The 18,923-nt window shown below is 47.0% G+C and carries 19 protein-coding genes and 1 pseudogene; 14 read left to right on the top strand and 6 right to left on the bottom strand.

Translation table 11 applies throughout. The features are described from left to right. Positions 1-63: 63 nt before the first annotated feature. From L3V45_RS01665 to L3V45_RS01700, 8 genes are all read left to right on the top strand, one after another. Entirely contained in the window at positions 64-624 is a 561-nt protein-coding gene (locus L3V45_RS01665; RefSeq protein WP_003156609.1) for a shikimate kinase, read from the top strand. 144 nt (positions 625-768) lie between these two features. After that, positions 769-1,725 (top strand): cephalosporin C deacetylase, encoded by a 957-nt coding sequence (cah, locus tag L3V45_RS01670; RefSeq protein WP_003156607.1) that lies wholly within the window; start codon positions 769-771, stop codon positions 1,723-1,725. 65 nt (positions 1,726-1,790) lie between these two features. Further along, complete coding sequence (locus L3V45_RS01675; protein WP_003156605.1) at positions 1,791-2,576, top strand: nucleotidyltransferase domain-containing protein; 786 nt, start codon at positions 1,791-1,793, stop codon at positions 2,574-2,576. Positions 2,577-2,763: 187 nt separating this feature from the next. Then, positions 2,764-3,675 carry a proline dehydrogenase family protein gene (locus L3V45_RS01680; RefSeq protein ID WP_088005474.1) on the top strand — a complete coding sequence of 304 codons (912 nt, stop codon included), beginning with the start codon at positions 2,764-2,766 and terminating at the stop codon, positions 3,673-3,675. Positions 3,676-3,692: 17 nt separating this feature from the next. Continuing rightward, on the top strand, positions 3,693-5,240 hold the full coding sequence (pruA, locus tag L3V45_RS01685; protein ID WP_003156602.1) for an L-glutamate gamma-semialdehyde dehydrogenase: 1,548 nt from the start codon (positions 3,693-3,695) through the stop codon (positions 5,238-5,240). A 91-nt stretch (positions 5,241-5,331) separates the two neighbouring features. Next, on the top strand, positions 5,332-6,786 hold the full coding sequence (putP, locus tag L3V45_RS01690; RefSeq protein ID WP_024084869.1) for a sodium/proline symporter PutP: 1,455 nt from the start codon (positions 5,332-5,334) through the stop codon (positions 6,784-6,786). A 157-nt stretch (positions 6,787-6,943) separates the two neighbouring features. After that, positions 6,944-8,179: a proline utilization transcriptional regulator PutR gene (locus L3V45_RS01695; RefSeq protein ID WP_003156600.1), complete on the top strand. Its 1,236-nt coding sequence runs from the start codon at positions 6,944-6,946 to the stop codon at positions 8,177-8,179. A 198-nt stretch (positions 8,180-8,377) separates the two neighbouring features. Next, positions 8,378-9,388, top strand: coding sequence for an NAD(P)/FAD-dependent oxidoreductase (locus L3V45_RS01700; RefSeq protein ID WP_014304310.1), 1,011 nt, complete (start codon positions 8,378-8,380; stop codon positions 9,386-9,388). Positions 9,389-9,443: 55 nt separating this feature from the next. On the opposite strand, the gene cobA is transcribed toward L3V45_RS01700, so the two are convergent. The 4 genes from cobA to L3V45_RS01720 all read right to left on the bottom strand — a co-directional run bounded on the left by cobA (position 9,444) and on the right by L3V45_RS01720 (position 13,991). Further along, positions 9,444-10,883, bottom strand: coding sequence for a uroporphyrinogen-III C-methyltransferase (gene cobA / locus L3V45_RS01705; RefSeq protein ID WP_003156598.1), 1,440 nt, complete (start codon positions 10,881-10,883; stop codon positions 9,444-9,446). Positions 10,884-10,949: 66 nt separating this feature from the next. Next, entirely contained in the window at positions 10,950-11,270 is a 321-nt protein-coding gene (gene nirD / locus L3V45_RS01710; RefSeq protein ID WP_003156597.1) for a nitrite reductase small subunit NirD, read from the bottom strand. Between the two features lie 20 nt (positions 11,271-11,290). After that, positions 11,291-13,708, bottom strand: a complete 2,418-nt coding sequence (gene nasD / locus L3V45_RS01715; RefSeq protein WP_032857852.1) for an NADPH-nitrite reductase — start codon at positions 13,706-13,708, stop codon at positions 11,291-11,293. Positions 13,709-13,826: 118 nt separating this feature from the next. Continuing rightward, positions 13,827-13,991, bottom strand: a complete 165-nt coding sequence (locus tag L3V45_RS01720; protein WP_370648487.1) for a molybdopterin dinucleotide binding domain-containing protein — start codon at positions 13,989-13,991, stop codon at positions 13,827-13,829. 113 nt (positions 13,992-14,104) lie between these two features. Between L3V45_RS01720 and L3V45_RS01725 the strand changes: the two genes are divergently transcribed. From L3V45_RS01725 to L3V45_RS01745, 6 genes and pseudogenes are all read left to right on the top strand, one after another. Continuing rightward, complete coding sequence (locus tag L3V45_RS01725; RefSeq protein ID WP_024084872.1) at positions 14,105-15,307, top strand: GTP-binding protein; 1,203 nt, start codon at positions 14,105-14,107, stop codon at positions 15,305-15,307. Positions 15,308-15,371: 64 nt separating this feature from the next. Continuing rightward, entirely contained in the window at positions 15,372-16,508 is a 1,137-nt protein-coding gene (locus L3V45_RS01730; protein ID WP_003156594.1) for a zinc-dependent alcohol dehydrogenase, read from the top strand. Between the two features lie 14 nt (positions 16,509-16,522). Next, positions 16,523-16,957: an RDD family protein gene (locus L3V45_RS01735; protein ID WP_021494203.1), complete on the top strand. Its 435-nt coding sequence runs from the start codon at positions 16,523-16,525 to the stop codon at positions 16,955-16,957. A gap of 116 nt (positions 16,958-17,073) precedes the next feature. Then, positions 17,074-17,349 (top strand): YckD family protein, encoded by a 276-nt coding sequence (locus L3V45_RS01740; RefSeq protein WP_369719109.1) that lies wholly within the window; start codon positions 17,074-17,076, stop codon positions 17,347-17,349. A 103-nt stretch (positions 17,350-17,452) separates the two neighbouring features. Beyond that, positions 17,453-17,536: a family 1 glycosylhydrolase gene (locus L3V45_RS19600; protein WP_223151977.1), complete on the top strand. Its 84-nt coding sequence runs from the start codon at positions 17,453-17,455 to the stop codon at positions 17,534-17,536. A 31-nt stretch (positions 17,537-17,567) separates the two neighbouring features. Then, positions 17,568-17,785: pseudogene (locus L3V45_RS01745) on the top strand (family 1 glycosylhydrolase); the annotation flags it as partial. A gap of 40 nt (positions 17,786-17,825) precedes the next feature. On the opposite strand, the gene comJ reads toward L3V45_RS01745, so the two are convergent. Continuing rightward, positions 17,826-18,224: a competence protein ComJ gene (comJ, locus tag L3V45_RS01750; protein WP_043866822.1), complete on the bottom strand. Its 399-nt coding sequence runs from the start codon at positions 18,222-18,224 to the stop codon at positions 17,826-17,828. A 21-nt stretch (positions 18,225-18,245) separates the two neighbouring features. Continuing rightward, positions 18,246-18,683 carry a NucA/NucB deoxyribonuclease domain-containing protein gene (locus L3V45_RS01755; RefSeq protein ID WP_003156588.1) on the bottom strand — a complete coding sequence of 146 codons (438 nt, stop codon included), beginning with the start codon at positions 18,681-18,683 and terminating at the stop codon, positions 18,246-18,248. Positions 18,684-18,923: the final 240 nt, after the last annotated feature.

Consider the following 18,923-nt stretch of genomic DNA (forward strand, 5'->3'; position numbering starts at 1 on the left):
TCAATATTGGGTTATCATATAATAAACATAACTTTTTCATTTCTTAGGAGGATTTCGCCGAAGATGAACGCAAAACGTGCCATTCCCGTAAGAGAAAGAAACATCGTACTGATCGGATTCATGGGTGTCGGAAAGACAACAATCGGCCAGCTGGTCGCTAAGAAATTATACAGAGACTTCATTGATATTGATTTGCAGATTGAGAAAGATTTCAATATGTCCATCCCTGAAATGTTTGAGAAAAAAGGTGAAGCCTTTTTCCGTCAGACCGAAAAGGATTATATATTAGATATCTGCCGCAATACGAAATTCAAGATCGTGTCACTTGGGGGCGGTTCGTTTAAACAAGAGGAAATCAGACAGTGCTGCCTTGAAAACTGTCTCGTGCTCCATCTTGATTTATCATGGGAGAATTGGAAGCAGCGGGCTGACCTGCTGATTGAAAGCCGTCCCGTTCTGCATAACCGTTCCATGGATGAAATGCAGCAGCTCTTTAACGAGCGCCAAAGCATCTATGATAAACATAATTCAAAAGTGGCGACGGATAATCTGGAACCAGAAGAAATCGCCGATTATATCGTAGAAACGTTAAAAATCGGCTGGGATCTGTATCAGCCGATGTAAAAAGAGCCGTGACGCTGTGAGCGTACGGCTTTTTTGTTTTCTTTTAAACAAACGTTTATTAAAATGTTTAGAAAATGAGTGTAAAATCGTGTTAAGATAGAGTCAGAAAATTAAATCTTATAAAACAAAGGAGAATAATCGGATATGCAATTATACGACTTGCCGCTCGACCAACTGCAAACCTATAAACCAAATAAAACCGCTCCTCATGACTTTTCGGATTTTTGGGCATCATCATTACATGAGCTTGCAAAGGTAGAGGCAAAGCCTGAATTGACGGCTGAAAGCTACCCGGCTGACGGCGTGAAAGTATTCCGGCTGACATACCGAAGCTTCGGCAAGGCGGAAATTGAGGGATGGTACGCCGTTCCCGACCGGCAAGGACCTCATCCGGCCATCGTGAAATATCACGGCTACAACGCGAGCTATGACGGGGATATACATGACATCGTAAATTGGGCGCTTCACGGATATGCCGCGTTCGGCATGCTTGTCCGCGGCCAGCACAGCAGCACAGATACAAGCGTTTCACCGCACGGACACGTTCCCGGCTGGATGACGAAAGGGATTTTAGATAAAGATACATATTATTACCGCGGCGTGTACTTAGACGCCGTCCGGGCTTTGGAAGTCATCAGCGGCTTTGATGAAGTGGATGAGACGAGAATCGCCGTCATCGGGGGGAGCCAGGGAGGCGGACTTTCAATCGCCGCGGCGGCACTATCTGACATTCCGAGAGCGGTTGCGGCCGATTATCCTTATTTAAGCAATTTTGAGCGGGCCATTGATGTCGCTCTTGATGAGCCGTATCTTGAGATTAACTCCTTTTTCAGAAAGAACGGCAGCCCTGAGACGGAGAAGGCCGCGATGAATACACTGGCCTATTTTGATATCATGAATCTGGCGGACCGCGTAAAAGTTCCGGTGCTCATGTCTATCGGGCTGATTGACCGCGTGACTCCGCCGTCGACGGTGTTTGCCGCTTACAATCATCTGGAAACGGAAAAAGAATTGAAGGTGTACCGATATTTCGGACATGAATACATACCTTCTTTCCATACGGAAAAGCTGGCCTTTCTGAAAGCGCATCTGAAAGGCTGACGACAGCGAAAAGCCCAAGTACTTGGGCTTTTTTCAGGAATGATCACGGAAAAGGACGGATACAGATGAAACAAAGGATCATCGAAGAATTAAAACGAATTGAAGCACAGCACGGCGTCAAGGTGCTTTACGCCGTAGAATCAGGGAGCCGCGCATGGGGATTTCCGTCAAGCGACAGCGACTACGATGTGCGGTTTCTCTATGTGCCGAAAAAAGAATGGTACTTTTCGATCGAACCGCATAGGGATGTCATAGAAGAGCCGATTCATGACATGCTTGACATCAGCGGCTGGGAACTGAGAAAAGCGCTGCGGCTTTTTAAAAAATCAAATCCGCCTCTTTTGGAATGGCTCTCTTCTGAGATGATCTATTATGAAGCTTTCTCAGCGGCTGAAAAGCTTCGAAAACTGAAAATCCGCGCCTTTTCGCCTGAAGCCGGCATTTATCATTATCTCAATATGGCAAAACGGAATGAAAAAACGGAATTGCAGGGCAGTGAAGTGAAGATTAAAAAGTATTTTTATGTTTTGCGTCCTCTCCTTGCCTGCAGATGGATTGAAACGTTCGGCTCCGTACCGCCGATGTCATTTCCCGTACTGGCCGATGCCTTATTGACGGATGAAGCGCTCATTTCTGAAATCAATACACTGCTTACAAGGAAAAAAAGCGGTCAGGAGCTGGCTCCGGAACCGAGAAATACGATCATTCACGGTTTTATAGAAGAAGAAATAGAACGCATCGGGCACTATGTCAAAACGATCAAAACACCGAAACCTGACATAACGGAGGAACTGAATCAGCTATTGATTCAGACCGTCGAAGAGGCGTGGGGGGAAAAAGGCGGAAATTGACGATTGCCGTCATTTCCGTCCGCCTTTTTTCGGCATAATCCGCCTGCTATCTAAGAAGCTGATTGTGGTAAAACCACAAAAATTTATCAGAATCTTTGTATTTTTAGAATATTGTGAGAGGATGTTTTGTCCATTTACAATAGACTCATACAAATACTTCTTAGATTGCGGGGTGTTAAGGTTGGAAGTGATTACAAGAGATTTTTTCTTATTTTTATCCAAGAGCAGCTTTCTCAATAAGATGGCGCGAAGCTGGGGAAGCCGTGTGGCAGCCGGCAAAATCATCGGAGGAATGGATTTCCGCAGTTCTATCCCGACAATCCGACATTTGAACAGCCAGGGGCTGTCAGTTACTGTCGATCATTTGGGGGAATTTGTCAACAACGGTGACGTTGCGAAAGAACGCACCGAGGAGTGCATGCAGACCATCGCCTTAATTGCTGATGAACAGCTGAATTCCCAAGTGTCATTAAAAATGACGTCTTTAGGTCTTGATATAGATCTCGATCTCGTCTATGAAAATATGACGAAAATCCTCCAGACGGCTGAAAAACATAAAGTCATGGTGACGATTGACATGGAAGATGAAACGAGATGCCAGAAAACGCTGGATATCTTTAAAGACTTCCGGAGCCGGTATGAATATGTAAGCACCGTGGTGCAGGCTTATCTGTACAGAACGGAGAAGGATCTTGATGATCTCAGCCCGCTGAATCCGTTTCTGCGGCTTGTCAAAGGAGCCTATAAAGAATCGGAAAAGGTGGCCTATCCTGAAAAAAGCGACGTCGATGAAAATTATAAAAGACTCATCCGCAAACAGCTTTTAAAAGGACATTATACGGCAGTCGCCACGCATGATGACAAAATGATCGAGTTTACAAAACAGCTTGCCGAAGAGCACGGCATTCCAAACGACCGTTTTGAGTTTCAGATGCTGTACGGCATGCGCTCGCAAACCCAGCTCAGCCTGGTGGAAGAAGGATACCGCATGAGAGTCTACCTGCCTTACGGGGATGACTGGTACGGCTATTTCATGAGACGGCTCGCCGAACGCCCCTCAAACATCGCATTCGCCTTTAAAGGAATGACTAAGAAGTAAAAAAGGGAGAGATGACAATGACTACACCTTATAAACACGAACCATTCACGAATTTCCAAGATCAATCGAACGTTGAAGAATTTAAGAAAGCGCTTGCGACGGTAAATGAGTATCTGGGAAAAGATTATCCGCTCGTCATCAACGGTGAAAAGGTAGAGACGGAAGCGAAAATCGTATCCATTAACCCTGCAGACAAAGAAGAAGTCGTCGGAAAAGTGTCAAAGGCGTCCCAGGAGCACGCTGAGCAGGCGATTGAAGCGGCTGCGAAAGCGTTCGAAGAGTGGAGATACACATCCCCTGAAGAAAGAGCTGCCGTTTTGTTCCGCGCGGCTGCCAAAGTCCGCCGCAGAAAGCACGAATTCTCCGCCCTGCTCGTCAAGGAAGCAGGAAAACCTTGGAACGAAGCTGATGCGGATACGGCGGAAGCCATCGACTTTATGGAATACTACGCGCGCCAGATGGTTGAATTGGCAAAAGGCAAGCCGGTCAACAGCCGCGAAGGCGAGAAGAACCAATATGTCTACACACCGACCGGCGTAACGGTCGTCATTCCGCCATGGAACTTCCTCTTTGCGATTATGGCGGGAACGACGGTGGCACCGATCGTAACGGGCAACACGGTCGTTCTTAAACCGGCAAGCGCGACACCGGTCATCGCGGCGAAGTTCGTAGAAGTGCTTGAGGAATCAGGCCTTCCGAAGGGCGTTGTCAACTTTGTGCCGGGAAGCGGAGCGGAAGTGGGAGACTATCTCGTCGATCACCCGAAAACAAGCATCATTACGTTTACGGGATCACGTGAAGTCGGTACGAGAATTTTCGAACGCGCGGCGAAAGTGCAGCCGGGCCAGCAGCACTTAAAGCGTGTTATCGCTGAAATGGGCGGTAAAGATACGGTTGTTGTCGATGAGGACGCGGACATTGAATTGGCGGCTCAATCCATCTTTACATCAGCATTCGGCTTCGCTGGACAAAAATGTTCTGCAGGTTCACGTGCAGTTGTCCATGAAAAAGTGTATGATCAAGTATTAGAGCGCGTCATCGAAATCACTGAATCAAAAGTGACGGCAAGCCCTGACAGCGCTGACGTGTATATGGGACCTGTCATCGACCAAGGTTCTTACGACAAGATCATGAGCTACATTGAAATCGGAAAAGAAGAAGGCCGTTTAGTAAGCGGCGGCACCGGAGATGATTCAAAAGGCTACTTTATCAAGCCGACGATCTTCGCTGACCTTGATCCGAAAGCCAGACTCATGCAGGAAGAAATTTTCGGGCCGGTCGTTGCGTTTTCTAAAGTATCAAACTTTGATGAAGCACTGGAAGTGGCCAACAATACTGAATACGGTTTGACAGGCGCGGTCATTACAAATAACCGCAAACATATTGAACGGGCGAAACAGGAATTCCATGTCGGCAACCTGTACTTCAACCGCAATTGTACGGGAGCGATTGTCGGCTACCATCCGTTCGGAGGCTTCAAAATGTCCGGCACTGATTCAAAAGCGGGCGGCCCGGATTATTTGGCCCTTCACATGCAGGCGAAAACAATCAGTGAAATGTTTTAAGAGGGACTGAATGGGCATCCTCCTCGCGGGGGGTGTCCATTTCACCATAAACATATAAAGCGGAGGAGGAAATGCCATAGCAAACATTCAGTTGATTATTTCCATTTGTATTTATATGGCGGGCATGCTGTTTATCGGTTATTTCGCCTACAGACGGACGTCAAATCTGACGGATTACATGCTCGGGGGGCGTTCTTTAGGCCCTGCCGTCACAGCGCTCAGCGCGGGGGCGGCGGATATGAGCGGATGGCTCTTGATGGGGCTTCCGGGCGCCATGTTCTCAACGGGATTAAGCGGCGCTTGGATTGTGATCGGGCTTGTGCTCGGGGCGTGGGCGAACTGGCTTTTCGTCGCGCCGAGACTGAGAACGTATACCGAAAAAGCGGGGAATTCCATCACCATTCCGGGTTTCCTTGAAAATCGTTTCGGTGATCATACGAAGCTTCTCAGACTGTTTTCGGGTCTCGTCATTCTCGTCTTTTTCACTTTTTACGTATCATCCGGCATGGTGTCCGGAGGTGTCTTATTCAACAGCATTTTAGGGTTGAATTACCACACGGGACTGTGGGTCGTGACAGGCGTCGTTGTCGCCTACACCTTGTTCGGGGGCTTTTTGGCGGTAAGCTGGACGGACTTTGTTCAAGGGATCATTATGTTTGCGGCGCTTATTCTTGTGCCGATTGTGACGATTTTCCATACGGGCGGCCCGGGGGAAACCGTTGCCGATATCCGTTCCGTCAACCCGGAACTGTTTAATATGTTCAAAGGGACGACCGTCCTCGGCATTATTTCTTTATTTGCGTGGGGGCTCGGCTATTTCGGGCAGCCGCATATTATTGTGCGTTTTATGGCGATCACATCCGTGAAAGAGATCAAACGCGCCAGACGGATCGGAATGGGATGGATGATTTTGTCTGCACTCGGCGCGCTGTTTACGGGTCTTGCGGGAATCGCGTATTACCACCAGCGCGGGTTGAAGCTGGCTGATCCGGAAACCATTTTTATTCAGCTCGGCAGCATTCTGTTCCACCCGATTATTACGGGATTTCTCATTTCTGCGATTTTAGCGGCCATTATGAGTACGATTTCGTCTCAGCTGCTCGTTACGTCCAGTTCTTTAGTAGAGGATTTGTATAAGTCCATGTTCAGGCGTTCAGCTTCTGATAAGGAACTCGTATTTCTGGGGAGAATGGCAGTGCTTGCGGTGTCAATCATCGCTTTAGTGCTCGCCTGGGAGAAAAACAACACGATACTTGGTCTTGTCAGCTATGCATGGGCGGGATTCGGCGCTTCATTCGGGCCGGTCGTACTGCTCAGTTTATTTTGGAAACGGATGACGAAATGGGGGGCACTCGCCGGCATGATTGCGGGAGCGATTACCGTAATCATTTGGGCGAATGCCGGTCTTTCAGACTTTTTGTACGAAATCATTCCGGGCTTTGCTGTAAGCCTTGCCGCTGTATTTGTCGTCAGCTTATTGACACAGGCTCCGTCAAAAGATGTCACAGATCAGTTTCATGACTACCGTGATACACTTTCTCAATAAAAGCAAGGAACGAGAGGAAGAAGGGACCGCCCTTTTTCCTCTTTTCACGATACAGGCTTTCGGATCATTCCGTTTTGGGAGTATATGAATTTTTTTCTATACAAAAAGTCACCCCTCAGAGTATGATAAAGATAAAAAGAGCATAGGAGAAATAGGTATGGAAGAGCTTTTAGAGAGAGTTTTTTCATTTACGGACATTGATAAATTAATTGATTTCATCAGTTATGAATTGCAGAAGCCCGTTATTCTGGAAAGCGCGGATTTCTTTTTGCTTGCCTATAATTCTTATTACATTAATCACTTCGACTCCGCCAACCAGCAGACGATATTCTCAAAAAAATGCCCCGTGCAGATTTTTGAAAGGTTTCTGAAGGACGGGGTGATCGAAAAGCTGAAAACCGTTCCTGAACCGTTCCGTGTCGAAAAAATAGACAGTATCGGATTGAATCAGAGAGTGGTTGTAAGCGCAAAACATAAAGGGGAAGTGATGGGCTACATCTGGATTCAGGAGCTCGACCGAAACTTGACGGACGAGGAGCTCGATTTTTTATATGAAACTTCATTCCATGTCGGAAAAATCATCTATAAAACGAACCGGCTGAAACAGGAAAAAGAAGAGAGAGCGGAAGACCTGGTGAAACGGGCGATCTTTCAGCAATTCTCCTCTGAAAAGGAGTTCAGGCGGGAAGCGGAAAAGATGAACGCCGTGCTGCCGTCGGTTTTTTCGGTAGTCGTCCTGCACGCCGCGAATGGGGATGGGGAGGCAGTCGAAGATGTAAAGGAAAATATCAAATCGTACTTGAATTTGCGGGATAAAGTCAGCCACGTCTTAACCATTGATTCCAATATTGTCATCGTCGTCGCAAGCTTCTCGCAAAAAAGCTCCGGCACTTCGGCAGCATCTGAATTCATCCACAAACTGCTGACTCATTTTCACTTTCAGAAGATCCCCACTCCCATCTATATCGGAATCGGCAATGAATACAGCAGCATCCTGAAGCTCGGCAAAAGTTATATAGAAGCCCTTGAAGTTATAAAGGCCGCCGAAATTACCGGAAACCAGGAAAATATCCCGTACGAATACAGTAAGCTCGGGATTTACCGCTATCTTGAAAGCATCGAAGAAAAAAACGCCTCACTGGAATATGTAAACGATGATTTAGCGTTATTAAAAGCCAAAGACAGAGAAAGCAGCACCGAACTGCTGAAAACGTTAGAAATCTATCTCCTCAATAACTGCAAAACAAAACCAGCCGCAGAACAGCTTTTTATTCATCAAAACACATTGAACTACCGCATCAAACAGATTCTTGACATGACATCAATTAATTTAAACGACTTCAGGACAAGGTGCCAGCTGTATCTCGATATCATGCTGATGAAAAAGAGATAAAAAAGAAACCAGTCGCCGTACTGGTTTCAGTTTTAATACCTTCCCGCTTATCAATCTCAGAACCTCACTTCTGAATCACTCCTTTCCCGCAAGATGAGAAATGAATAAACACTGATCCTCAATATATGTTATACTTTCATTGATATTGATTCTCAATTAAAAAAGTATGAAGTATAGATATAAACGGGAGGCAGAACGATGGCGGAAAATCATGAGGTGTACGACGTCACGATTATAGGCGGAGGCCCGATCGGCCTGTTTGCGGCTTTTTATTGCGGGATGCGGGAGCTGAAAACGAAAGTGATCGAGTTTTTGCCGCGGCTCGGGGGAAAGGTGTCTATGTTTTTTCCTGAAAAAATCATCCGTGATATCGGCGGAATACCCGGGATTGCCGGGGAACAGCTGATTAAGCAGCTGAAGGAGCAGGCGGCGACATTTGAGCCGGATATCGTGTTGAATCAGCGGGTGGCCGGATTTGAACGGCTGGAAGACGGAACCATTGTGCTCGAAAGTTCCGAAGGGGAAAAGCACTATACGCGCACGGTGATTTTGGCCGTCGGCATGGGGACGCTTGAGGTCAATGAACTTGACAGCGCGGATGCGAGCCGTTATTCAGGAAAGAACCTTCATTATAAGGTGGAGAAGCTTGATGCGTTTCGAGATAAGCATGTCGTGATTTCCGGAGGGGGAGATACCGCGGTTGACTGGGCGAATGAGCTGGAACCGATTGCGGCGTCTGTTACCGTCTTGCACCGCCGTGAGGAGTTTGGCGGTTTGGAAAGCAGCGTGGCGAAAATGAAGCGGTCTTCCGTGCGGGTGCTTGCGCCGTATCGTCTGAAGCATCTCAACGGCACCGGGGAACGGATCGAGAGCGTCACCGTTTGCCAAACTGAGTCCGGACTTTCTGAAGTCATCAAGCTTGATGAGCTCATTATCAACCACGGGTTTAAAATTGATCTCGGTCCGATGAAGGACTGGGGGCTTGAGATAGAAGAAGGCAGGATTAAAGCTGACAGGCATATGCGCACGAATCTTCCGGGCGTGTTTGTCGCCGGTGACGCCGCCCATTATGAAAGCAAGCTCAGACTGATTGCCGGCGGTTTCACGGAGGGGCCGACCGCAGTGAACAGCGCCAAAGCCTATTTGGACCCGCAGGCGGATCAGATGGCGATGTATTCGACTCATCATAAAAAATTGGTGACACAATAAAAAAGGGCTGCCCCCCGATGTTGAGCCCGGGGGTCAGAAAAAGCATTCCGGCGTATCAGCTGTGAACGAGCATGTCTTTCATTTCATTTCGTATAAACGCAAATAACTGTTCCTGATTTTTCACGGCGGTAAACCCCCAGCCGGCGGGGACGTCTTCGCCCATGCAGATGACGGGAGGGCGGTTTCCTGACGGGTCCGGTGATATGCCGATTTGTTTTCCGGCGCTGATCAAATGCTGAGCGGATTCTTTGCCCGTACAGATAATCATTTGCAGAGGTGACTCACTGATCGTGCGTTCGATCATGGAAGTGAATCGCTCATCCGCGATATGTTCATGGGTGATATAAAACGGGCATGTTTTTGAGTCTGGCAAGTTTTCTGCTGCTTGACGGCTCCCTACAATGAGAGAATGCGGAGAATCATTTTGCCATTCGGATAGGAGAAAGCCCCGTTTTGTCAGTTCCGTCTTTGCGGCTTCAGTCGCTGCATTCAGGCTTGCGGTCACCCGGCGGATGTCGATCTGCTTGAAAGCCAGTGTGTCAAAGAATTCGCATACCGCAAGGCGTGATGTGAAAAATAGTTGTTCAAAGGTGCTGATCTGTTTCAGGATGTTTTCGTTTGCGGGCATTTTTTTAACGATCCGCTTCGGCCATTCAATAACTTCGGCGCCATACTCGCGCAGCTTGTCTGTCAATGTATGTTCATCATCCCCATGAGTGACCACCATGATATGCCGTCCGATGAACGGTTTGCTTTCAAACCAGCTGTGTGTTTGAAAATTGACAATATCACCGATGACGATAATGGCAGGGTTGGTGATGTTTTGGCTTTGAACTTTTTCATGGATATCCTGAAGCGTTCCTTTAACGCTCCGCTGCCGTCCCCACGTCCCCCATTGAATGACGAGTACGGGAACGGAAGGGGATTTTCCGTACTCCATAAGCTTCCGGCATATAAATGACAGATTTTTAACGCCCATGTAAAACACAAGCGTTTGAACGCTTCGGGCAAGCCCTTCCCAGTCGAGATTCGGCCTGCCGTGCAATGATGTATCATGAGCGGTGATCATCGCGAAGGACGAAGCGAAATCACGATGGGTGACGGGGACTCCCGCATACAGCGGCGCTGCAATTCCCGCGGTGATGCCGGGCACCACTTCGTAGCGGATGCCATGCTGATGAAGCGCCTCTGCTTCTTCGCCGACCCTGCCGAACACACTTGGGTCTCCGCCTTTCAAGCGGACGACGGTGTAGCCCTCCGCCGCTTTTTCTATCAGCAGGGCATTTATCTCAGACTGTTTCATAAAATGGCGGTCGGGCAGCTTTCCGCAATAAATGAACCGGCAGTCCGGTGAGGCGTATTCTAGAAACTTTGGGTTTGCGAGCCGGTCATACAAAATGATATCCGCTTTCTCCAGAGCCTGTTTTCCTTTTACGGTGATCAGCCCCGGGTCTCCTGGTCCGGCACCGACAAAGTATACGATTCCGTTTTTCATGATGGCGTCATCCCTTCAGCAATTTAAAAAATGAAGGACCACTTGGAAAAGTGATCCGGTCTTTGATCAATACAGGAGGTATACATTCTCTCCTTCGATCAGTGTTTCGTATGTTTTGACACAGCCATGATCCGGCTCTTGGACTTTTCCGTCTTCTAAGGAAATCTTCCAGTCATGCATCGGACAGAAGACGTATTCTCCGCTGACGATGCCTTCAGCCAGGACGCCCCCTTTATGGGGACAGCGGTTTTCGACGGCGCGGACGCTCCCGTCAGAAAGCTTAAATACGGCAAGCTCTTTATCTTCTATATATACGGTTTTTCCTAACTCCTCGGGTAATTCGTTTACATTGCCTATGCAAACCTTTGTCATATCTTTATTAACCATGTCCGTTCCCCCTTACTGTTTTATGAAGTCGTGACGACATTTTCGAATAGATCTTTAGAAGCTTTTTTATCTTTAAGGAAGTATTGCCACGGATCTTTGTGGACAGAGAGTGTCTCATTCATTCTGTCGTTGAGCTCCTGCCGTTTTTCCGGATCGTTTAATACGGATTGGACATGAGATAAACCGACGCGCTCAAGCCATGCGGATGTCCGCTCCAGATAGTTTGCCGTTTCTCTGTAGTACTGAAGGTAAGCACCCGCGTATTCTAAGACTTCTTCATTCGTTTTTACTTTCATCAGCAAATCACCGGCGCGCAAATGGGTTCCGCCGTTTCCGCCGACATAAAGCTCCCAGCCTCCGTCGATGCCGACAACGCCAAGGTCCTTAATGCCTGATTCCGCACAGTTCCGCGGGCAGGCGGACACGGCCATTTTAACCTTATGAGGCGTATTGAGCCCTTCGAATTTTTTCTCAAGCGCAATACCCAGTGCCATGGAGTCTTGTGTGCCGAAGCGGCAGAATTGTTCGCCTACGCACGTTTTTACCGTGCGGAGTGTTTTTCCGTACGCGTAGCCTGACGGCATATCAAGCTCGGCCCATACTTTCGGCAGATCTTCTTTTTTTACGCCGATGAGATCAATTCGCTGGCCGCCGGTCATTTTAACGAGCGGGATTTCATACTTGTCGACGACATCGGCGATCTTGCGGAGATCTTGAGAGTTGGTTACGCCCCCGTACATCCGGGGAACGACTGAGTATGTTCCGTCCTTTTGAATATTGGCGTGCATCCGTTCGTTCACAAAACGGGATGTTCTGTCATCCTCGTATGCAGCCGGATTAATCATGCCTAAGTAGTAGTTGAGGGCAGGCCGGCATTTGGAGCAGCCTTCCGGCGTTTTCCAGCCGAGCACGTTCATGATTTCTCTCGTATGTGAGAGCCCTTTGGCTTTGATTTCTTCTACGACTTCATCTCTCGACAGTGAGGTGCAGCCGCAAATCGCTTCTTTTTGCGCGGATGAGTCAAATTCTGAGCCCAGTGTATATTGAAGAATGTCTTCTACGAGCGGTTTACAGCCTCCGCAGGAACGGGATGCCCCGGTGCATGCTTTGATTTCGTCCGTTGATGTGCAGCCTTTTTCCTGAATGGCTTGAATAATCGCACCTTTTGAAACGCCGTTGCAGCCGCAGATGATTTCATCGTCGCTCATCGCCGCGGTCATGCTTGCGCCTGCTTCCTGATCAAGAGGCTGTAAGATTGATATTTTGGAGGTTTCAGAGATATCTGCTTCTTTTTGAATCATAGAAAACAGGCGGTTGCCTTCGCTGCTGTCTCCGAACAAAACAGCGCCGACAATTTGATTGCCCCTCAGGACGATTTTTTTATAAATGCCGTCCTGTTCATCGAACACTTTTATTGCCTTTTTGTCCTCTGATTCATCAAAGTCGCCGGCAGAGAAGACCTCGACGCCTGATACCTTTAATTGAGTGGAGAGAACGGAGCCTTCGTACGGTTTTGTTTCAATGCCGCAAATATGTTTGGCAAGCACTTTTGCCTGTTCATAGAGCGGCGCCACAAGACCGTATGCGATTCCGCGGTGCTCGGCACATTCACCGACCGCGTAAATGTGCGGAATTTCAGTCTGCATATAATCGTTGACAATGATTCCGCGGTTTACCGGGATGCCGCTTTCTGTGCCAAGCTGTGTATTCGGGCGGATGCCGACCGCCATGACGACCAGATCAGCTTCGATACTTGTGCCGTCTTTAAAGCGTACGCCTTCGACACGGTCAGTACCGAGAATTTCTTCGGTTTGTTTTTCAAGGAAAAAGGTCATGCCTTGTTTTTCTAACTCGTTTTGCAGCAGGCGTCCCGCCGCTGCGTCAAGCTGGCGCTCCATCAGGAATGGGGCGAGGTGGATGACAGACACGTCCATGCCGAGATTCAGCAGTCCGCGCGCGGCTTCCAAACCCAGCAGTCCGCCGCCGATGACGGCTGCTTTTTTATATTGTTTTGACGCGGCGAGCATCGTGTCGGTATCTTTTATGTCCCGGAATGCCGTGACGCCTTGTTTGTCTGCGCCCGGAATCGGAAGGATAAAAGGGACAGAGCCTGTCGCCAGAATGAGTTCATCGTAAGGCTGGATTCTGTCTGCATCGGTGATGACGGTTTGGTTTTCCGTGTCGACTTTGATGACTGTTTCACCGGTATACAGCTGAATGTTGTTTTCTTTGTACCAGTTCCAATCGTTTAACGTAATGTCTTGAATGTCGGTATCGCCTTGCAGCACTTTTGACAGAAGGATTCGGTTATAGTTGGGATGAGGTTCGGCCCCGAATATTGTAATCTCAAATTCGTCTTTTGAAACACGCAGTATTTCTTCAATCGCTCTTACCCCGGCCATTCCATTTCCAACAAGGACTAGCTGTTTTTTTCCCATCAGATGATCCGCTCCTTATCTTTGTTTTTTTCAGCGTAGCACAGCAAAAACAAATATTTAAGATGCATGTTATGAAATGTAACAAAAAATACGAAAAAATCTAAAAATTTTATGAAAATTAGATAGGGCTGATTCGTACCGCACACATCTTAAAACCGGGCATTTTACAGTCCGGATCCAAGGCTTCACCAATTAAATCGTTGACGTTTTGCGTGTCAGACCAATGGATGGGGACAAACAACGTGTGATGTGTCTGACTTTTACTTGATTTTAAACGGAGAATACATCAAAATAAATAGTAACGATTACGATTTAAAACTATGTACATCATGATGAAAATAAGGCAGTTGCGAGATATAAATCGTAATCATTCTATTTTGTCAGGGGGCTATTGATATGAAAAAAATTCCGGTTACAGTATTGAGCGGCTATCTTGGTGCCGGAAAGACGACCGTTTTGAATCATATTTTACAAAACCGCAACGGTTTAAAAATTGCCGTCATCGTCAATGACATGAGCGAAGTAAATATAGACGCGGGCTTGGTGAAGCAGGGAGGCGGTTTGTCAAGGACGGATGAGGAACTAGTAGAATTATCCAACGGCTGTATCTGCTGCACGCTGCGTGAAGATTTATTAGTCGAAGTTGAGAAACTCGCGAAAGACGGCAGGTTTGATTATATTGTCATTGAATCAACAGGGATCAGCGAACCGATTCCCGTTGCCCAGACATTTTCTTATATAGATGAAGAAATGGGCATTGATCTGACAACATTCTGCAGGCTGGACACAATGGTGACCGTGGTGGATGCAAACCGCTTCTGGCATGATTTCCAGTCCGGTGACAGCCTTCTTGACCGGAAGGAAGCGGCGGGAGAAGAGGATGAACGGGAGATTGCCGATTTATTAATTGACCAAATTGAGTTTTGTGATGTGCTCATTTTAAATAAATGCGACATGGTGGGCGAAAAAGAGCTTGAACAGCTGGAAACGGTTCTTCGCGCATTACAGCCCCGTGCCAGACTGATCCGGTCCGTTCGCGGAGAAGTGCCCGCCGAATGCATATTGAATACCGGTTTATTTGAGTTTGAGGAAGCGAGTTCATCAGCAGGATGGATAAAGGAACTGACGGCAGGTCATGAAGCGCACACTCCGGAAACGGAAGAGTACGGCATCACTTCGTTTGTGTACTCGCGGCGTCTGCCGTTTCATACCGTTCGTTTTGACAGCTGGCTGCATCAATCAATGCCTGACAACATTGTGCGCGCAAAAGGAATTGTTTGGTGCGCAACCCGCAACAGCCTTGCGCTGCTGATGTCTCAGGCGGGTCCGGCGGTTTCGATTGAGCCTGTTTCTTATTGGGTGGCGGCAATGCCGAAACTTGAGCAGGAGCAGATCAAAAAGCAGGAACCGGAGATTCTGGAAGATTGGGACGACCAATTCGGAGATCGTCATACGAACTTGGTGTTTATCGGAACAGATTTAGATGAAGCCGCCATTACAAAGGAATTGGATCAGTGCCTGCTCACGCCGTCTGAGTTCGATTCCGACTGGTCGCAGCTTGAAGATCCTTTTCAATGGGATATTCAGCGGGCCGAATAACATACCGGCCAAGTTTAGAAGCAGGTGAAAAGGGAAGGAGTGATGAAAAAGGAGCTGACCAAGTGTGAAAGCATTGACATACCAAGGAAAAGAACATATGGAAGTGAAAGAAGTCCCGGCACCCGCCATTCAAGATGAGAGAGATGTCATCGTTCGAATCACCGCAACCGGGATATGCGGTTCAGACCTTCATTTATATAAAAACGGAATACCCGCCGATCCGGGTTATATTGTCGGGCATGAGCCGATGGGAATCGTTGAAGAAACGGGCAGTCAAGTCAAAAAGCTGAAAAAAGGCGACCGGGTCGTGATTCCTTTTAACATCGGCTGCGGAGAATGTCATTACTGCAAGCACCAGATGGAAAGCCAGTGTGATGAATCAAACCCAAATCCTCATACAGATGCCGGCGGTTTATTCGGTTTTTCGGAGTTTAACGGTAATTATCCCGGCGGGCAGGCTGAATATTTACGTGTTCCTTTTGCTGATTTCTCTTCTTTTCTGGTTCCGGCAGACAGTGAGCTTGAAGATGAGCAGGTGCTGCTTCTGTCAGATGTCATGCCGACCGCCTTTTGGAGCGTTCAGCACAGCGGAGTGAAAAAAGGAGATACAGTCGTTATTTTGGGATCAGGTCCGATCGGCTTAATGGCGCAAAAATTCGCCTGGAAAAAAGGAGCTAAACGGGTTATCGCAGTTGATCAAGTCCCGCATCGCCTTGAACATGCGAGACGCATAAACGGAGCAGAGACCTTCAATTTTTCAGAACATGATGAGATCGGGAAACTGCTGCACGAACAAACGTCAGGGGGCGCGGATGTAGTGATTGATTGTGTCGGAATGGACGGCACGCCGCTTTCAAAAGAAAAAGCAGAGCAAAAACCGAATCAGTTCGGAACGATCAGCCCGATTCTTACAGCATCAGAAGCCGTTAAGAAGTTCGGAACCGTGCAGCTCACGGGCGCATACATTTCTGAAGCGGACGGCTTTCCGCTCGGTGATTTTTTTACACGCAACGTTTCTTTAAAAATGGGCCAGGCACCCGTTATTCATCTGATGCCGATGCTGTATCAAATGATTGAACAAAATGAAATTGATCCGACGGATATCATTACACACAAAATGAGTCTTGCGGAAGCTCCTGCTGCATATGATATATTTGACAAAAAAGAAGATGGCAACATTAAAGTGATTTTGAAGCCATAGCGAGGGGAAACATGATGAATATTTACAGACCGGCGGGATTTTGGATCAGATTGGGAGCCGTTGTACTCGACTATTTAATTACTTCAGTGCCTTTGGCGATTATTTTTATGCTGGCAACAGGAAAAGACCCGAATGAGAGCGCAATGATCAGCATCATTTTGACTCTTTATGGAATTTTGCTCCCTGTATACTGGAACGGCTATGTTATCGGCAAAAAGATCTGCGGTATCCGCATCGTCAAAAAAGACGGAACCCAGGTAGGCTTTCTTACTATGATTTTGAGAGTGCTTGTGGGCGGCCTGATATATGGCGTGACGTTTGGAATCGGTGTGATCGTGAGCGCATTCATGGTCGGAATGAGAGAAGACAAACGGTCAATCCACGATTTTGTAGCGGGAACGTATGTCACATACGCACTGCCGGACGAATCGATTGAAAAGAGCGAATAATTTCGCTCTTTTTTTGCATAAAAAATGGATGAGGGAGCAACATATAACAAACGTTAAAGGAGGAAAGAGTCATGAAAAAAGCTGCATTGTCTTTAGCTGCGTTTTTCATTACAGCAATGGTTTTCACAATGCCGGCACACGCCGAAACAAAAATGCCTTCAACAATGTCACTCACGGAACAGCAGAAAAAAGAAATTGAATCACTTGAAAAAGAAGTGCTCGAAAAACGCAAACATGTCATATCCAAATATGTTGAGTACGGGGTCCTGCCGAAAGAAAAAGCAGAACATATTAAACAGCATATGGACAGGCGCTTTAATATGATGAAACAAAATGGCTTTGTCCCGAAGCCTCCGCCTCATAAATTGGAAAAGCGGCATCATCATTCTTAAGCATCCGGCAAGCCGGATGCTTTTTTGTTTTTATCGGGATTGCTCTGAAATGCGTTTCAAAACGTATGATATCAATATCATACGCATCAGGAGGATGAAACACATGATACATAAAAAACAGGGTCTGTTCCCTGATACATTTCTATGGGGGTCAGCTTCGGCTGCCTATCAGGTTGAAGGAGCTTAGAATAAGACGGTAAAGGACCTTCAGTATGGGTGAACTGTGCAGAGAGGCTATTAGTGACGGAGTTCATCTCATCGGCTGCTGCAGCTGGTCATTCACGGATCTGTTAAGCTGGCTGAACGGCTATCAAAAACGCTACGGTTTTGTGTATATCAATCGAGATGAAGAAGATGAAAAAGATTTGAAACGGATCAGGAAAAAAGTTTTTATTGGTACCAGAATGTAATTGAAACAAACGGTAAAAGTTTATAAAAGTTCCCTGAGAGAAATATGATTCTCTCAGGGATTTCTTTTACATTGCGTCTGCATCAATTATATACGTATCCGCATGAAGATCGGATATTTCGGCAGGCACTGAATAACAGGTAAGGCTGTATCGGCCTTTCGGAATATTAAAGAAAAGCCGCTTTGACATCACGCTTTCAATCTCAATTCCATCTTTTACAGCCTCAAAGGGAACAGTCGCTTTTTTCTCATAGGATAGTACCGGTTCACTTGTGTTAAGCCTGAGGACGATAAATGCCCTCGTATTTCTCCTTGCTTCGAATGAAACAGCTCCGTCAGCTTCCGCATATCCTTTTTCAATGGCTTCATCGGTCCAATCGATAACAGGCGGTTCTGAATCTTTTTGGAAGATTGTAAATTGATGATACGAAATGGCCAGTTCTTGCGGTTTCCATGATTTATTCAATGCGCTGTTCCTCCTGTTTTTTTACTTGATTTTAAATAATACTCTCGTTCCGTCGGGATCATTGGTAAGCTGGTGTCCGACCCAAGAGCCGGCTCCGCGGTTGTCTGCCGGAGAAATATATTCTACGGAGGCATTGTTTCCGCCCTGTTTACAAACCGCCATCGGCCATTCATCCCTATCGTATCCCGTTTTGACAGGCACATGTTTAAGAGATTGCTCACGCCGCTTATGTACTCCGTCTCTGTCAATGGTGCATATGCTGGAATGCCCTTCTTTTATCGCGTCCTTAATATGCTTTGCTGTTTCCGGATATCGATCGGACGGAAATAGGATTACTTTGTCGTAATCACTCTTCTGAACGGTCTGCTCGTTATCTGAGAAAAGATCACCCTTGATCAGGGCCGCGACTGCTCCGGCAATGATGATAAGAACAAGCAGCAGTGCTTTTAATGTTTTCAAGAGTATCAATCACCTCCAGTTTTAAATTGCTGTAAAGCTGGTCCAAGAATAAAGCAGAATCGGCCGGCTGTAAAGCTGTTAAAATATATTTCTCAGCCGCAATTCAGCTGAATATCTGTAAAACCATCCGCACAAATCAATTTTATTCATTAAATATCCGATCAGAAAGTGTTTTTTGCCGTTTCCCTATTCAGAAATGAACGGTTGCGGCCGTATCGTCAATTGACTTATTATAGCGAT

The organism is Bacillus sp. R45, assembly GCF_021729365.1.
In the GTDB taxonomy this organism is placed as follows: domain Bacteria; phylum Bacillota; class Bacilli; order Bacillales; family Bacillaceae; genus Bacillus; species Bacillus velezensis.

Coding starts and splice junctions, on each gene's coding strand:
- cah (WP_003156607.1), top strand. CDS start 769: ATGCAATTATACGACTTGCCGCTCGACCAACTGCAAACCTATAAACCA.
- L3V45_RS01725 (WP_024084872.1), top strand. CDS start 14,105: ATGAAAAAAATTCCGGTTACAGTATTGAGCGGCTATCTTGGTGCCGGA.
- L3V45_RS01700 (WP_014304310.1), top strand. CDS start 8,378: ATGGCGGAAAATCATGAGGTGTACGACGTCACGATTATAGGCGGAGGC.
- L3V45_RS19600 (WP_223151977.1), top strand. CDS start 17,453: ATGATACATAAAAAACAGGGTCTGTTCCCTGATACATTTCTATGGGGG.
- L3V45_RS01675 (WP_003156605.1), top strand. CDS start 1,791: ATGAAACAAAGGATCATCGAAGAATTAAAACGAATTGAAGCACAGCAC.
- nirD (WP_003156597.1), bottom strand. CDS start 11,270: ATGGTTAATAAAGATATGACAAAGGTTTGCATAGGCAATGTAAACGAA.
- nasD (WP_032857852.1), bottom strand. CDS start 13,708: ATGGGAAAAAAACAGCTAGTCCTTGTTGGAAATGGAATGGCCGGGGTA.
- L3V45_RS01740 (WP_369719109.1), top strand. CDS start 17,074: ATGGTTTTCACAATGCCGGCACACGCCGAAACAAAAATGCCTTCAACA.
- L3V45_RS01665 (WP_003156609.1), top strand. CDS start 64: ATGAACGCAAAACGTGCCATTCCCGTAAGAGAAAGAAACATCGTACTG.
- cobA (WP_003156598.1), bottom strand. CDS start 10,883: ATGAAAAACGGAATCGTATACTTTGTCGGTGCCGGACCAGGAGACCCG.
- L3V45_RS01695 (WP_003156600.1), top strand. CDS start 6,944: ATGGAAGAGCTTTTAGAGAGAGTTTTTTCATTTACGGACATTGATAAA.
- pruA (WP_003156602.1), top strand. CDS start 3,693: ATGACTACACCTTATAAACACGAACCATTCACGAATTTCCAAGATCAA.
- L3V45_RS01735 (WP_021494203.1), top strand. CDS start 16,523: ATGAATATTTACAGACCGGCGGGATTTTGGATCAGATTGGGAGCCGTT.